The following is a 14,575-nucleotide window of genomic DNA, read 5'->3' on the forward strand; positions in this document are numbered from 1 at the left end:
GGCGGTTCCGCGCCCGCTCCGGCGCCCGTCGCCCCGGCCCCCGCGCCCGTCGCTCCGGCGGCCGCTCCGGCTCCGGCCGCCGCTCCGGCGGCGGGGGGCTCCGAGGGCCGCATCGCCATCCAGATGCCGAGCCTGTCCCCGACGATGACGGAGGGGAAGATCGTCAAGTGGTTGAAGAAGGTGGGGGACAAGGTCTCCTCCGGTGAGGCCATCGCCGAGCTGGAGACGGACAAGTCCAACCTCGAGATCGAGGCCTACGACGACGGCACGCTGTCGGAGATCGTCGTCGGCGAGAACCAGACGGCCCCGGTGGGGTCGCCCATCGCGTACCTGACCGCCAAGGGCGCCAAGTCCGCGGCGGCTCCGGCCGCGAAGCCCGCGCCCGCTCCGACCCCGGCCGCCGCGCCGGTGGCGCAGGCGCCCGTGTCCGCGCCCAAGGCGCCGCAGGCCGCTCCCGCGCCCGCGGGGCGACGTCTGCGCGCCAGCCCGCTGGCGAAGAAGATCGCTCGCGACCGGGGGCTGGACATCAACCAGGTGCAGGGCTCGGGTCCGTCGGGTCGCGTGGTGAAGCGCGACATCGAGGCGGCGCTGGCTCGGGGCGGCACGGCTCCGGTCGCGACCGCGGCGCCCACCGTCGCGAAGAAGGCGCCCTCGGCCCCCGTGGCCGCTCGGGTGGAGGCCCGCACGGAGCCGCTGTCGTCCATGCGCAAGGTCATCGCGCAGCGGATGACGGAGGTGAAGCCCGGCGTGCCGCACTTCTATCTCACCATCGAGGTGGAGATGGACGCGGCGGTGAAGGTCCGCGAGGAGGCCAAGGCGATGGAGCTCAAGGTCTCCGTCAACGACCTCATCGTGAAGGCCGTGGCCATGGCGGTCCGCCGCTACCCGCGCGTCAACGTGTCGCTCCAGGGCGACCAGGTCATCCACCACGGCTCGGTGGACGTGGGCATCGCGGTGGCGCTGGAGCAGGGCCTCATCACGCCCATCGTGCGTGACGCGGACCAGAAGGGGCTGCAGCAGTTGTCCACGGAGATCCGCGAGCTGGCGGAGCGCGCCCGCAAGCGGGCCCTCAAGCCCGACGAGTACACGGGCGGCTCCATCACCGTGAGCAACCTGGGCATGTACGGCATCGACAACTTCGCGGCCATCATCAACCCGCCGCAGGCGTCCATCCTCGCGGTGGGCGCGGTGACGGACAAGGCGGTCGTGCGCGACGGGCAGATCGTCGTGCGCAAGATGATGTCGGCGACCCTGTCGTGCGACCACCGCATCGTCGACGGCGCCATCGGCGCGGAGTTCCTGCGGGAGCTCCGGGGCCTGCTGGAGCATCCGACGCGGCTGCTGTTCTAGGCCGCGTCCGCCCGTCCCCCGTGCCGTCCGGAAGTGTCCCGGCGCACGGGGGCGGGGAGGGCACCGGCTAGCGCCGTGTCGACCCGTCGTCGCCGGCTTCTTCCTCCTCCAGGCGTCGTTGCTCGCGCGTCACGCTCGCCTGTTGGTCGCGCGGCGTGCCGGTGGGCAGCTCCTGCTCGTCGTCGAGCGAGCGTCCGGGGATGCCTGGCCAGGGCTCCGGCCGGGTGGCCTCGACGTGTTCGATGTGCTCCACGTATTCGCTGTCGCGCTTCGCGTTGCGCGGCACGTCGTCCTTCGTGTCCTGGTGCGCCATGACGCGTTCCTCCTTCGAGACGGGGGGATGGTGGGGACCCGACCCAACGGTGGGGCACGCGGGGGCGCGCGGCCACCCGGGGGCACGCGGCGGGCCTGGCCCCACGCCCGCTGGGCGGGCGCGAAAAAAGACCAGCAGCCTTTTCGGTTCGCTGCTTAACTTCACCTCAATGAACGACGACATGACACGCGAACGGTTCGTCCAGGGTGTGTCGGAGTTGGAAGCACGAGTCGGGTTGCACGAGGCCCTCGGTGGCGCCGTCTTCCCGCTCACCCGCGAGGAGCTGTCCTGGGTGGCACGGGAGAACGAGGCCTCCGCCACGGTGCTCTCCCTGCTCGCCGCGCTCCCGCCCGGGGAGTTCTCCTCCCTGGAGGCCGTGGCCGAGGCGCTGCAGAAGGCCCCCGCCCATGAGGCGCCGGCGCCGGACGCGCGCACCCCCGCCGCCCCCTCCGCGCGCTGAACCCTTCGCGCCTCGCGTGCCCGTGGCCGGCCCGCTCGCTGAACGAGCGGGCGGACACCCCATCCCGATCCGGATTTTCCTTGGAGTCAAACCTGTCCGGTTGCTCTAGAGTCGGGAAGGCGTTGAGTCACGGGGGAACGGTTCCTTCGCCACCCAGGGGAACGGGAGTCGGAGGAGGCGCTATTCTAGGCGGCACCAGCCTGGCCCCTCCGTGGGATCGCCGGCCAGGAGGAGCGTCATGAATCCGTCTGAACTGCCCGCGGTGCTCTACGTCGACGATGACGCCTTGAACCTGCGCGTGTTCGACGCGAACTTCGGGCAGCGCTTCCGCATCTTCCGCAGCTCGTCGCCCGCCGAGGCGCTGGCCCTGCTGGAGCAGCGCAAGGGGGAGATCGGCGTGGTGCTGTCGGACCAGCGCATGCCGGGGATGACGGGGGTGGAGCTGCTCGAGCGGGCGCGCTCCATCGCGCCGGACGCCAAGCGCATGCTCGTCACGGCGTACGCGGACATGCAGGCCGTCATCGACGCGGTGAACCGCGGCCAGGTGACGCGCTACTTCGTCAAGCCGTGGGACCGTTCGGAGCTGCAGGCCGCGCTGGACGACGCGCTGAAGATCGCCCGGTTGGAGCTGCGCATCCGCGAGGTGGAAGGGCGGATGATGAAGTCGGAGCGTCTGGCCACGCTGGGGCAGGTGACGGCCGGCATCGCGCACGAGCTGATGGGGCCGGTGGGCTACCTTTCGCAGAACGTGACGTCGCTCCAGCGCGACCTCGCGGGCGTCATCCAGTACGTGTCCAAGCACCTCCAGGCGGACCCGAACACGGCGGTGGCGGAGACGGTGGAGGACCTGCCCGCGCTCATCAAGGACCTGTCGGACGGCGCCGAACATCTGCGGCAGGTGGCGCTGGGCCTGCGCGCGCAGGCGCGGGGCGAGGACATGGAGGCGACCGCGGACGTGGCGGAGGTCGTGTCCTTCGCGGTGAAGCTGGCGCGCGCCGAGGTGCGCGAGCGGGCCCGGCTGACGAGCAGCGGCGAGGCGGTGCGGGTCGTCTTCGGCCCGGTGAAGCTGTGCCAGGTGCTGCTCAACCTGGTCGTCAACGCCGCGCAGGCCATGTCCGGCACGGGACGCCAGGGGCGCATCGAGGTGCGCTGGACGGTGCGTGCCGAGGACGTGGTGCTGACGGTGGCCGACAACGGCTGTGGCATCCCGGTGGACCTGCAGGAGCGCGTCTTCCAGCCGCTGTTCACCACCAAGCCGGTGGGCATCGGCACGGGGCTGGGCCTGTCCATCTGCCGCGAGCTGGTGACGCAGGCCGGTGGCAGTCTGCGGCTGTCGTCCACGCCCGGCGAGGGCACGGACATCGAAATCACCCTCCGGCGAGCCCCGCCCCTCTGAGCCCGAAGGCGTTGCTCAGCATGCGCCACACGCGGTGGAGCGTCTCGCCCTCCGCGGCGCGCACCGCCTCCACGAGCACGGCCCGCTGCGTCTCCTCCTTCTCCTGGGCGTACTCCACCACCAGCGCGTAGCGAGGCCCGGGGCGCTCCACCAGGTGCACCGCGCGCACGGCGTCGAACGGAATCAACCGCGCGCGCGTCGCGCCCGGCGTCCACGCCAGTTGCTCCAGCCGCAGCGTCTCCGAGCGGAAGTGCAGCACGAAGCGCCGCCGCGCCATGCGCGACTCCAGCCGCAGCGCCAGCCCCACCAGTGAAGCGGCCAGCACTCCCAGCCCCAGGGCGGCGGCGGGCAGCGTCCCCGACTCGAACCCCACCATCACCACCGCGCCCACGGCGCAGCCCACGCCCACGCCCACACACAGTCCGGGCAGCATTCTCTGCTCCCACGGAGGCGGGAGGGATTCGCCCACCAGCCGCCCGCCGTCGTAACGCAGCCGCACATCCCCCAGCAGCGGGGGCACCCGGTTCTCCAGCAGCGCGTCCTCGAAGCTCGCCACGCCCCCAGCATAGCGGTGCCACGCATGCGAGCCTCGAAGTCCGCGTCAAGCTGTGCGAATCTCCAAAGCCATGGATCTCCCGTTCGAGACCGGTGAGGGCGACGGTGGGGAGGGGGAAACGCTCGCCTCGACGGTGCTGGTGGTGGACGACGAGCCGGTCGTGCTCGACATCTGCGCCCGCCTGTTGGAGCGCGAGCCGGACCTGGTGGTGATGGTGGCCGCGAGCGCCGAGGAGGCGTTGCCCCTCTTGCGCGAGCAGCGCGTCGACGTGCTGGTGACGGACAAGAACCTGCCCGGCCTGGGCGGGGTGGAGCTGGTGGCGCGGGCGCGCGAGCTGCAACCCACGCTCGAGGCGCTGATGATCACCGCCTACGCCAGCAGCGAGTCCGTCATCGCCGCCTTCGCCGCCGGGGCCAGCGACTACATCCTCAAGCCGTTCGACGACCTGCGGGTGCTGCGCGCCAAGGTCCGGGCCGCGTTGGAGCGCCGCTCCGTCGGCGCGCGCGGGCGCGAGCAGTCCCGGGAGGTGGCGCGCGAGGCCGCCGACCTGCTCGCCGCCGGACGGGACGCGCCGGAGCGGGCCTACGAGGCGCTGGAGGCGCAGCTGCGTGCGTACGAGGAGTCCTCGCGGCTGGGACTCACGGGGAAGGTGGCCGTGGTGGGCAGTCCCGCGGCGCAGGGCGCTCTGCGCGAGGCGGGCTTCGAGGTGCAGTCCCTGTCCTCGGCGTCGCCGGAGCTGGAGGCGGTGGACGTGGTCGTCGTCGAGACGGGCGACCCGCAGTGGCGCGCGCTGGCGGAGCGACTCCAGCGCCGCCCTCCGGACGTCCTCCTGCTGGCCAGTCCCCAGGCGGACCTGGGGGATTTGCTGGAGGCCATCACCCTGCGCATGGACCTGGTGGGGTACGGCAGCACGCAGGGCGCGACCGCGCTACCGGAGAAGGTGCGGATGCTGCTCCTGCGGCGGGGTGTGCAGCGCGCGCAAGACAGGCTGGCCGAGGCGCTCGCCGCCTTCCGTCAGAGCATCCCCTCCGCCACGGGGTGACGGGGCGCCGAGTCGCCGGAGCCGTCGAGCGTGTGGGCGGTGTCCAGCGCCAGCCGCAGGCGCTCCGTCATGGGGACGGGGCGCTTGGCGGCGCGGGCCCACTCCTGGATGAGGGCCAGGCGGCGAAGTCGTGTCGACCAGGTCCGTCAGCGTTCGCGCCACGCCCCCCGGTGCCTGAAAAGCAGAACGCCCACCTTCTTTTCAGAAGGTGGGCGTCCGAGTGACCCTGCCGGGATTCGAACCCGAGTTTGTGCCGTGAGAGGGCACCGTCCTAACCGCTAGACGACAGGGCCGACATTTCTCTTCAACCACCGCGTTTCTGCTGCTGCTTCCTACATCTTCGTTTTGCTCTCGTCAACCACTTGATTTCGAGCTTGCGAAGCGACTTCTTGCTGCGACTGCGATGCTACAAAAGCTGGGGAACTAGGATTCGAACCTAGATAAGCAGAGTCAGAGTCTGCTGTCCTGCCGTTAGACGATTCCCCAATCACTGCGGCTGCCTCTACTACCAACACCGCTCAGCGACTGCAACAACTTCGAGCGGCGTCTACTTCTTCTTGCCCGGCTTCGTCTCCGGCTTCTTCGCGGGCTTGGGAGCCTGCTGGGTCGGGACGATGTAGATGCGAACCTCGTCGTTCGCCTCATAAATATTCAGGCCCGCGAAGTTCTTCCCCGACGGGTTGCTGATGTGTACCGCCTTCACGCCCGGCTGGTTGACGATCTGTCTGCGGGGGTAGCTGCTCGTCGAGTAGACCGAGCGGTAATACTCCAGCGTGCCCTCGAAGTCCTTCGGCGCCCGGTATCGATTCTCGCCCACCTTCTGCGAGCCGTCCGGGAGCTGCGCGCCGCTGACCATCTCGGCGCCCGCCGTCGTCACCCAGAGCGCCAAGAGAGCCGCCCCGAGCGGGCGCGCCTTATAGAAACGACGATTCGAGGTGTCAAGCGCACGCATCATGGGGCGTGAAGATAGGTGCAGGAACCCCTGTCGTCCACCGGTTCCTGGTCCTGACATCACCCGCCGCGGGTGAGCGCGGCGTCGATGCGGGACAGGGCCTCGTCGCGGCCGGCCAGCAGCAGCGTCTCGCCGATGCCGGGGCTGGTGGTGTTGCCGGTGATGGCCACGCGCACCGGCTGGGCGACCTTGCCCATGCCCACCGCGGAGGACTCGCTGACGGACTTCACCACGCCGTCCAGCGCCTCGACCGTCCACTCGGGCAGGGCGGCGATGCCGTCGCGCACCTTGCGCAGGAGCCCCAGCGAGTCGCCGCTGAGGTGCTTGGCGGCCGCCTTCTCGTCGAGCGTGACGCCCTTGCGGAAGTACAGCGAGGCGGTGGTGGCCATCTCCTCCAGCGTGCGGGCGCGCTCGCGCAGGGCGCGCACCAGGGGCACCAGCCGCGAGTCACCCTGGACGGAGAAGCCCTTGGCCTCCAGGAAGGGGACGAGCCGCTCGGCGACGGTGGTCTCCGGCAGCAGCTTCATCCACTGCTGGTTGAGCCACAGCAGCTTCTCCGGGTTCCACACGCCGGAGGTGGTGCCCACGTCCGCGAAGTCGAACCACTCGAACATCTGGTCGCGGGTGATGACCTCGTCGTTGCCGTGGCTCCAGCCCAGGCGGATGACGAAGTTGTTCAGCGCCTCCGGCATGATGCCGGTGCGCTTGTGGAGCATCACGTCCGCCTCGGGGTGCTTGCGCTTGGACAGCTTCTCGCGGTCCGGTCCGAGGATGAGCGGCAGGTGCGCGAACTCCGGCGGGGTCCATCCCAGCGCCTGGTAGAGCATCAACTGGGGGAAGGTGGAGTTGACGTGCTCCTGGCCGCGGGCGACCAGGGTGATGTCCATCAGGTGGTCGTCGATGACGCAGCCGAAGTTGTAGAGCGGGATGCCGTCCGCGCGCAGCATGACCCAGTCATCCAGGTCCGAGTACGGCTTGCTGATGGCGCCCAGCGCCTTGTCGACGAACGACGCGGTGCCGTCGCCGGAGGGCATCTTGAAGCGGATGACGGCCTCGTCCTCGCGGCGGCCAGGCGGCGGGGCCTTCAGCTCCCGGCAGGTGCCCGGGTACTTGAAGAAGCCACCGGACTTCTCCGTGGCCTCGCGCTGCGCGTCGAGGTCCGCCCGGGTGCAATAGCAGCGATATGCCTTGCCCTCGGCGATGAGCTGGTCCGCGTGCTTCTTGTAGGTGTCCAGCCGCTGGGTCTGGAAGTAGGGCGCGTGCGGGCCCTCCTTGCCGGGTCCCTCGTCCCAGTCGATGCCCAGCCAGTTCAGCCCGTCGAGGATGGCCTGCACCGACTCCGTCGTGGAGCGCACGCGGTCGGTGTCCTCCATGCGAAGGATGAACGTGCCCCCGTGGCGCCGGGCCTGCAGGAAGTTCATCAGCGCCGTGCGAGCACCGCCGATGTGGAGATAACCCGTGGGGGAGGGAGCGAAGCGGACGCGAGGGGCGGAAGGCATACGGGCGCGCGGATTAGCAGGGAGGCGGGCAAGGGGTCAACGCGGACGGGCACGCTGAGGTATGGTGCGCATCCAGGGAGAGAGAACACGTATGTCCATTCGTCGGTTTTTTCGCACGTGGATGCTGGTGACCCTCCTGGGGGGCATGCCGGCGGCCGCCACCACGCAGCTTCGGGTGGAGCTCGCGCAGCTCTCCAAGGATGCGGACGCGGTCGTGCACGGAGTCGTCCGTCGGACGCAGAGCCGCTGGAGCGGGGACGGCCTGCGCATCGTCACGGACGTGGAGATCGAGGTCTCCGAGTCGCTCAAGGGCCAGCCCGGGGGGACGGTGGTCGTCACCCAGGCGGGCGGTCAGGTGGGGGACATCGGACAGGTGGTGCATGGCCTGGCCTCGTTCAGCCAGGGCGAGGAGGTCGTCGTCTTCCTTCGCAAGCGGGGCAAGGCCTTCGGGCTGGCGGGGCAGGCGCAGGGCAAGTACCAGGTGCAGCGCGCCGCGGATGGCACGGCGGTCCTCGCGGTGCCGGAGGCCACGGAGGCGTTGATCCTCGACCCCGTCACCCGCAAGCCGACCGCGACCCGTGAGAAGACGCGGACCCTGGCGGAGCTGAAGGCGGCCATCCGCGCGGCGCTGACGGAGCCCGCTCCGTGATGACCCTCGCTCCCATCCTCGTGGCCCTGGCACTGGGGCAGTCCGACCCGTACGTGCGCAGCCGCGTGAAGGCCGGCGACGCGACGACCCAGTGCCTGTTCTGGACCGCGGACCGCATCGTGTGGAACCAGGACGCCGCCGGCAACCCGGGCACTCCGGGCGACACGGAGTTCGAGGCCATCCGCCGCTCGTTCCGGAGCTGGCAGGACATCTTCGAGGATTGCGGCAACCTGACGCTCCAGGAGGGCCCGCTCATCAACGAGCGCAAGACGGGCTACGTGCGCAACCAGGAGAACCACAACGTGGTGCTCTACCGCACGAGCGACTGTCACGCGACGGTGTCCGCCGACGACAAGTGCTGGGACGACGACACGTGTGGCAACCAGTACGACTGCTGGGACGACGACGAGGGGACCATCGCCATCACCCTCACCACGTACGACAAGCGCTCGGGCATCATCTACGACTCGGACATCACCTTCAACGCGGCCCGGTACACCTTCACCACGGTGGACTCCCCCGGCTGCTTCCCGCCCGTCACCACCAACTGCGTGTCGACGGACGTGCAGAACGCCGCCACGCACGAGGTGGGCCACTTCTTCGGTCTGGACCACACGCGCGCGGCGGGCTCGGTGATGTTCCCGAGCGCCTCCGTGGGCGAGACCTCCAAGCGCACCATCGACGCGGGCTCGCGCGGCTTCGTGTGCTCCGCCTACGCCAAGGGGGGACCGAGCCAGGCGTGCATGCACCCCGCCATCAGCGAGGACCTGGGGCCGAAGGCGGGCTGCACGGCCACGGGCGCGGGTGCGGGTGCGTCGCTGCCGCTGCTTTCCGCCTGGGTGGTGGCGCGCGTGCTGCGGCGGCGCCGTGAGGCGACGTCATGAGTCGCGGCCTCGTGCTGGCCGCGCTGGTGGTCGCGGCCGGGCCCGCGTTCGCGCAGGACGACTTCTCCTTCCGGAGGACCCGCGTGGTGGGCCAGCCGCAGTGCCTGCTGTGGCCGGTGCGCGACTACGTCTATCACCTGGACGCGGCCGGTAGCGCACGCACGCCGGGGGACACGGAGGTCGGCGCAATCGAGGCGGCCTTCGATTCCTGGCGGGCCGTGTCGCGCACGTGCAGCGACTACCGCTTCGTCCGGAGCGCGGACTGGAAGCGTGAGGTCGTGGTGGGCTTCGACAAGGAGCACCGCTCCGACAACTACAACATCATCACCTTCCGCGAGCGCTCGTGCGACGACGTGGTGGCCGGGGATGACGTGTGCTGGGACACGGAGACGTGCGGCAACCAGTACGACTGCTGGGAGCACGGCATGGGGACCATCGCCCTCACCACGTCGACCTACAGCCTCGCGGACGGACGGGTGCTGGACGCGGACATCGAGCTGAATGCCTCCGACTCCGACAACAACCCGGGCTTCCTCTTCACCACGGTGGACTCGCCTCCGTGCGTGGGCGTGCATGCCCCCAACTGCGTGTCCACGGACCTGCAGAACACCATGACGCACGAGATTGGCCACGTCGTCGGGCTGGACCACGTGCCCGACGTGGGCTCCACCATGCAGCCCACGGCGCCGGAGGGCGAGACGCGCAAGCGCGTCATCGACTCGGGCTCCGTCGAGGGGTTCTGCTCCATCTACCCGCGCTACCAGCCCCCCAACCAGTGTGTCGCGCTCACCAACCCGAGCGTGGTCCTCCAGGCGGACGGGCGGGGCACCGGCTGCGACGCGGCGCCGGGAGCCCTCGCGGCGGTCGGGTGGCTGTCCGCCCTGGCGCTGTTGCGCGCGAGGCGCCGTCCAGGCGCACGGCGGCGCGCCGCTGCATGAGGGAACGGCCCGCGCCCCACCTTGAGGCGTGGCCGTTGCCTTCTTCGATCTCGACAAGACGTTGATCGCCGCCAACTCGGGCGCGCTGTGGGTCCGCCGGGAGCGGGCGCTGGGGCATGTCACGCGCCTCCAGGCGCTCCATGCAGGCCTGTGGCTCGCGCGCTACCACCTGGGCCTCGTGCCGATGCAGGCGGCCCTGGCGCGACTCCTCACGCGGCTCGCGGGCCTGCCCGCGGCGCCCATCCACCGGCGCATGGCGGCGTTCTACGCGGAGACCGTGCGGACGCTCTACCGGCCCGGGGCCCTGGCGGCGGTGGAGGCGCACCGTCGCGCGGGGGACCGGTTGGTCCTGCTCACCTCGTCCACGGAGGACCTGTCGGACCTGGTGGCGCGCGAGCTCCACCTGGACGGCGTGTTGTGCAACCACCTCGAGGTGGACGCGCGGGGCCAGCACACGGGGAGGCCGCTGGGCGTCATCTGCTTCGGCGAGGGCAAGCGCACGCTCGCCCAGGCCTACGCGAGCGAGTGGGGCGTCGCGCTCTCGGCGTGCGCCTTCTACTCGGACTCGTACTCGGACCTGCCGACGCTCGAGGTGGTGGGGCAGCCGGTGGCGGTGCACCCGGACCACCGGCTCGCGCGCGAGGCGCGCAAGCGGGGGTGGCCGGTGGTGGACTGGGGTGTCCCCGAACGGGGCGTCGCATCGTCTCCGCCCGCGTCCGTGGTGCTGTCGACCCCCGAGCCCTGAGCGCGAAGTCGCGCGTCGAGGCCCGGGGGCGTGGCCGTCAACGGCGCGGCGCGACCAGGCGCATGGTGAACGTGTAGTTCACGTTCACCGGGTGCCCCTGGTAGGTGATGGGCTTGTACGTGCGCGACTGGAGCGCCTCGAGCACCGCGGTCTCCATGTGGCGCACCGGCCGGATGATGCGGCAGTTCTCCACGTGCCCCTTCGTGGTGATGGTGCAGCGGACGATCATCACGCCCTCGGACTTCGCGGCCATCGCCTCGCGCGTGTACACGAGGTCCTTGCCTTCGAGCATCTCCGGGCGGGACATCTCGTCGTTGTAGGGCAACACGTCGCCGCGCGCGGACGCCAGCGCGCCCGTGGGCAGCACCGGCACCGCGAGGCCTCCCGACACGCCCTTGGCCTGCGTCGCCGCCGCGGCGCCCACGGCCCCCTCGGTCGGCGGGGGCGCGGCGGCCTCGGGGGCGGGGGCCTGCGTGGGGGCGAGCATCACCGGCGCGGACATTCCGCCGGGCGTCGCCACGGGCTCGGGCATGTCCACGTCTTCGGCCGAGGTCGCGGTCGCGACCTCCACGCTGCCGGTACCACCGCCGCGTCCACCCCGGCGCTTCTGGAGCTTCTGCGACAGCACCACGTCACCGGAGCCGCCGGTGACGACCGTCTCCATCTGGTAGCCGTCCAGCACGAAGGTCAGCTCCACCATGATGGAGCCATCCTGGCCCGAGGGCAGCTCGAGCGTGAACGGCGTCACGCCGCGCTCCTTGCCCCGGTAGAAGACGCGCGCGCCCGTCGGCTGGCTCATCAGCTTGAAGCGCACCTTCTGGCCGGCCACGGGGGCCGCGGCCTCCTGCGGCGGCGCCACGGGGGGCGCGACCGGCGCCTGGGCCACCGGGGCCTCGGGCTTGGGCTCGGCGGGCTTCGCGGACTCGCCCCGGCCCATGAAGAGGATGGCGCCTCCCGCGATGAGGCCCGCGACCACCACGCCGCCGAGCCCACCCATCAGCAGCGTGCGCTGCCGGGCGCGCTGGACGGCCTTGGGGACCTCCACGCTGATGTCCACCGCGAGGGTGTCACCCGAGTCGGTCGGCGGGGTGGCCACGCTGGAGAACAGCGGCGGGGAAGGGTAGGGGCCCGTGGTGGTGGCGCCGCCGGGGCGCTTGAAGATGCCGCTGTTGCCGCCCGCGGACATGCTCGCCTCGCGCAGGCCCTCGAGCAGCTCGTCCATCGTCTGGTAGCGGCGGGCCGGGTCCTTCTCCAGGCAGCGGCGCACCACGGCCTCGATTTCAGGCGGCACCGCGATGTCCGGGCGCAGTTGCTGGAAGGTGGGCGGCGCTTCCTTGTAATGGGCGAAGATGAGCTCGATGTGGTCGCGCGCGATGAAGGGCGGGCGGCCCATCAGCATCTGGTAGAGGACGATGCCCAGCGAGTACACGTCGCTGCGCGCGTCCGTCGCGTTGCGCGCCTGCTCCGGCGCCATGTACTGCGGCGAGCCGAGGAACGTGCCGTTCTGGGTGATCTCCGGGGAGATCTGCCCCTCCTGGGGCGCGGCCACGGACTTGACCAGGCCGAAGTCCAGCACCTTCACCAGGTCCTGATCCTGCTCGTTGAGGAGCATGATGTTGGCTGGCTTCAGGTCCCGGTGGATGATGCCCAGGCTGTGCGCCTCGCGCAGCGAGCGGCAGATCTGCTGGGCGACGGCGACGGCGCGCGACCACGCCAGCGGCCCCACCTGCCCGAGCACCTGGGCGAGCGTGCGCCCATCCAGGTACTCCATGGCGATGTAATAGATGCCGTCGTCCGTCTGCCCGTAGTCGATGACGGTGACGGTGTTGGGGTGGCGCAGCTTCGACGTCAGCGACGCCTCGCGCAGGAAGCGCTTCTGGAACCCGGGGTCCCTGCTGCTCTGGAAGGAGGGGTTGAGGACCTTGAGCGCCACGACCCGCTCGAGGGGGGCTTGCAAGGCGCGGTAGACCTTGCCCATGCCGCCTACACCAAGGGGCTCCAGGATGCTGAACCGGCCGTTCAGGGTCCGACCGATGAGCGGATCCGCGCCCGCCGCGGCAGGCGTCTCGGGGTTCGGCGAGTCGCCCTTGATCATTCGTACCCCCTGACAACAAGCAACATGGAATCTCCAGGAGCGTGGCAGGAACGCATCAAACCATATCTTCACTTCCGGACGCACTCCCCCGAGGTTGTCTGATCCAGGACGCCCCTCGAGGTCTCCAGCACACATCTCCGGGCGCCGGATGTGGGCCGGAACACGCCTACCCCGCATTGACGGTTCTTCGCGCGCCGGACTAGCGTGACACTCTCCGCGCATCAGGGTCGATGCACGCGGAGCCCCCTCATGGCCGACACTCCGACTCCCCCTCTCGACGCGCAGCTGCGAAGAGCTTCCGTGGAAGAGCGCCTGGGCGCGCTGGAGGCCGAACAGGCCCGGCTGCGCCGTGAGCTCGCCTCGCTCTCCGGCGAGCTGCGGCTGCCGGGCCTCTACCTCACCCTCGACGCGGCGGGCACGAGCGCGCTGCTCGCCGCGGACGCGGTGCAGGAGGTGGTGCGCCTGGTGGAGCTGGAGCCCCTGCCAGGCGCTCCTCCCCATATCCTGGGCACGTTCGTCTACCGGGGCAGTCCGGCGGTGGCGGTGGATCTTTCCGCCCTGCTCGGCGTCGTGCGCCAGCCGGAGCTGGACTCGCACCTGGTCATCTGCAAGGGCGCGCGCACGGTGGCGCTGCTGGTGGACCGGGTGAGGGATCTGGTGGAGGCGCCGCTGCTGGTGGACGGCACGCCCGAGGGGGCGGTGTCGCTGCCCTGGGACGCGACGGGGCTGATGGCGGGGCTGTGCCGCACGCCGGAGGGGGTCCGCCCGCTGCTGCGCATCTCCGCCGTCCTGACGGGTGCGGAGGCGCCGTGAGCGAGGCCGTCCTCGACGACACGACGCTCGCGCAGGTCGAGGAGGTGCTGCGCGAGGCGTGTGGCCTGACGCTGGCGCACAGCCTGCGCCGCTCGCTGGAGGCGGCGCTGACGCGCTCGGCCGGCGCGAGGGGCGTGGAGCCGGAGGCCTTCCTGCGGGCCCTGCGGCGCCGGGACGCCGCGGCGGTGGAGACGTTCATCGAGCACGCCGTCATCGGCGAGACGTACTTCTTCCGCCACCCGGAGCACCTGCGCTCGCTGGCGCGGCTGGCCCTGCCGCACACGGGGCCCTACGTCCATGTCTGGAGCGCGGGCTGCGCCACCGGCGAGGAGCCCTACAGCATCGCCATGGCCCTCTTGGCCGCGGGCATCCCCGAGGGAAGCGCGCGCGTGCTCGCCACGGACGTGTCCAACCGCGCGTTGGACCGGGCGCGCGAGGGGCTCTACGGCCACTGGTCCCTGCGCCGCGTGGAGCCGCACCTGGAGGCGCGCTTCCTGGAGCCGCAGGGCGAGCAGGTCTACGTCTCGGCGCAGGTGCGCCGCATGGTGGAGTTCCGCCGCCACAACCTGGCGGTGGAGCCGCCGCCGCTGATGGGGCTGAGCGCCATCTTCTGCCGCAACGTGCTCATCTACTTCCAGCCGGACCTGGTGCGCGCGGTGCTGGAGCGCTTCGTCTCCGCGCTCGCGCCCGGAGGGCTCCTCTTCGTGGCGCCCGCGGAGGTGCCGCTCGCCAACGGGCTGGGGCTGGAGACGCTCGACGCGGAGGGCTCGGTCGCCCTGCGGGTGCCGCCTCCGGGATGGACGCGGCCCGCGCCCCAGGTCGCCGCGCCGCCGCCCCGGCCCCGGCCGCCCCCCGCGCCCCGGCCCACGCCGCTGGCCCTGCC

The 14,575-nt window shown here is 71.1% G+C and carries 15 protein-coding genes and 2 tRNA genes; 10 read left to right on the plus strand and 7 right to left on the minus strand.

Translation table 11 applies throughout. From position 1 onward, the window contains the following. On the plus strand, nt 1–1,350 hold a 1,350-nt coding region (locus LZ198_RS41835; protein ID WP_323383466.1), incomplete at its 5' end, for a pyruvate dehydrogenase complex dihydrolipoamide acetyltransferase. A gap of 67 nt (nt 1,351–1,417) precedes the next feature. Here the strand turns inward: LZ198_RS41835 and LZ198_RS41840 are convergent. Beyond that, nucleotides 1,418–1,663 (minus strand): hypothetical protein, encoded by a 246-nt coding sequence (locus LZ198_RS41840; RefSeq protein WP_253977778.1) that lies wholly within the window; start codon nt 1,661–1,663, stop codon nt 1,418–1,420. Between the two features lie 181 nt (nt 1,664–1,844). Here LZ198_RS41840 and LZ198_RS41845 point away from each other — a divergent pair, with 181 nt between their 5' ends. Both LZ198_RS41845 and LZ198_RS41850 read left to right on the plus strand, forming a co-directional pair. Next, entirely contained in the window at nt 1,845–2,123 is a 279-nt protein-coding gene (locus LZ198_RS41845; RefSeq protein WP_253977779.1) for a DUF2795 domain-containing protein, read from the plus strand. 238 nt (nt 2,124–2,361) lie between these two features. After that, complete coding sequence (locus LZ198_RS41850; RefSeq protein WP_253977780.1) at nt 2,362–3,519, plus strand: sensor histidine kinase; 1,158 nt, start codon at nt 2,362–2,364, stop codon at nt 3,517–3,519. Here LZ198_RS41850 and LZ198_RS41855 read toward each other — a convergent pair. Then, the gene (locus tag LZ198_RS41855; protein WP_253977781.1) at nt 3,491–4,075 is read right to left on the minus strand and encodes a hypothetical protein; all 585 of its coding nucleotides are present in this window, start codon (nt 4,073–4,075) and stop codon (nt 3,491–3,493) included. The genes LZ198_RS41850 and LZ198_RS41855 overlap by 29 nt on opposite strands. Before the next feature lie 70 nt (nt 4,076–4,145). On the opposite strand from LZ198_RS41855, the gene LZ198_RS41860 reads away from it, so the two are divergent. After that, nucleotides 4,146–5,117: a response regulator gene (locus LZ198_RS41860; RefSeq protein WP_253977782.1), complete on the plus strand. Its 972-nt coding sequence runs from the start codon at nt 4,146–4,148 to the stop codon at nt 5,115–5,117. Nucleotides 5,118–5,338: 221 nt separating this feature from the next. On the opposite strand, the gene LZ198_RS41865 is transcribed toward LZ198_RS41860, so the two are convergent. The 4 genes from LZ198_RS41865 to gltX all read right to left on the minus strand — a co-directional run bounded on the left by LZ198_RS41865 (nt 5,339) and on the right by gltX (nt 7,568). Further along, a tRNA-Glu gene (locus tag LZ198_RS41865) sits at nt 5,339–5,410 on the minus strand. A gap of 122 nt (nt 5,411–5,532) precedes the next feature. Continuing rightward, nucleotides 5,533–5,603, minus strand: a tRNA-Gln gene (locus LZ198_RS41870). Nucleotides 5,604–5,664: 61 nt separating this feature from the next. Continuing rightward, nucleotides 5,665–6,072, minus strand: coding sequence for a hypothetical protein (locus LZ198_RS41875; protein ID WP_253977783.1), 408 nt, complete (start codon nt 6,070–6,072; stop codon nt 5,665–5,667). A gap of 56 nt (nt 6,073–6,128) precedes the next feature. Next, nucleotides 6,129–7,568 carry a glutamate--tRNA ligase gene (gene gltX, locus LZ198_RS41880; protein ID WP_253977784.1) on the minus strand — a complete coding sequence of 480 codons (1,440 nt, stop codon included), beginning with the start codon at nt 7,566–7,568 and terminating at the stop codon, nt 6,129–6,131. Nucleotides 7,569–7,659: 91 nt separating this feature from the next. Between gltX and LZ198_RS41885 the strand changes: the two genes are divergently transcribed. From LZ198_RS41885 to LZ198_RS41900, 4 genes are read left to right on the plus strand one after another with little or no spacing between them, the layout of a single operon-like run. Beyond that, the gene (locus LZ198_RS41885) at nt 7,660–8,217 is read left to right on the plus strand and encodes a hypothetical protein (protein ID WP_253977785.1); all 558 of its coding nucleotides are present in this window, start codon (nt 7,660–7,662) and stop codon (nt 8,215–8,217) included. Further along, nucleotides 8,214–9,101 carry a myxosortase-dependent metalloprotease, MXAN_2677/MXAN_2678 family gene (locus LZ198_RS41890; protein ID WP_253977786.1) on the plus strand — a complete coding sequence of 296 codons (888 nt, stop codon included), beginning with the start codon at nt 8,214–8,216 and terminating at the stop codon, nt 9,099–9,101. Before LZ198_RS41885 ends, LZ198_RS41890 begins: the two co-directional genes overlap by 4 nt. Then, nucleotides 9,098–10,039, plus strand: coding sequence for a myxosortase-dependent metalloprotease, MXAN_2677/MXAN_2678 family (locus LZ198_RS41895; protein ID WP_253977787.1), 942 nt, complete (start codon nt 9,098–9,100; stop codon nt 10,037–10,039). The genes LZ198_RS41890 and LZ198_RS41895 overlap by 4 nt, the downstream gene beginning before the upstream one ends. Nucleotides 10,040–10,067: 28 nt before the next feature. Next, on the plus strand, nt 10,068–10,784 hold the full coding sequence (locus LZ198_RS41900; RefSeq protein ID WP_253977788.1) for an HAD family hydrolase: 717 nt from the start codon (nt 10,068–10,070) through the stop codon (nt 10,782–10,784). Nucleotides 10,785–10,821: 37 nt separating this feature from the next. Here LZ198_RS41900 and LZ198_RS41905 read toward each other — a convergent pair whose 3' ends face one another. Then, a complete protein-coding gene (locus LZ198_RS41905) occupies nt 10,822–12,879 on the minus strand; it encodes a TonB family protein (RefSeq protein WP_253977789.1) in 2,058 nt (685 codons plus the stop codon). Nucleotides 12,880–13,128: 249 nt separating this feature from the next. Here LZ198_RS41905 and LZ198_RS41910 point away from each other — a divergent pair, with 249 nt between their 5' ends. Together LZ198_RS41910 and LZ198_RS41915 are read left to right on the plus strand one after the other, a co-directional pair. Beyond that, entirely contained in the window at nt 13,129–13,692 is a 564-nt protein-coding gene (locus LZ198_RS41910; RefSeq protein WP_253977790.1) for a chemotaxis protein CheW, read from the plus strand. Then, nucleotides 13,689–14,575, plus strand: an 887-nt coding sequence (locus LZ198_RS41915; protein WP_253977791.1) for a CheR family methyltransferase, incomplete at its 3' end; no start/stop codon positions are given. The genes LZ198_RS41910 and LZ198_RS41915, both read left to right, overlap by 4 nt.

It is taken from the genome of Myxococcus dinghuensis (genome assembly GCF_024198235.1).
GTDB classification, from domain to species: Bacteria; Myxococcota; Myxococcia; order Myxococcales; family Myxococcaceae; genus Myxococcus; species Myxococcus dinghuensis.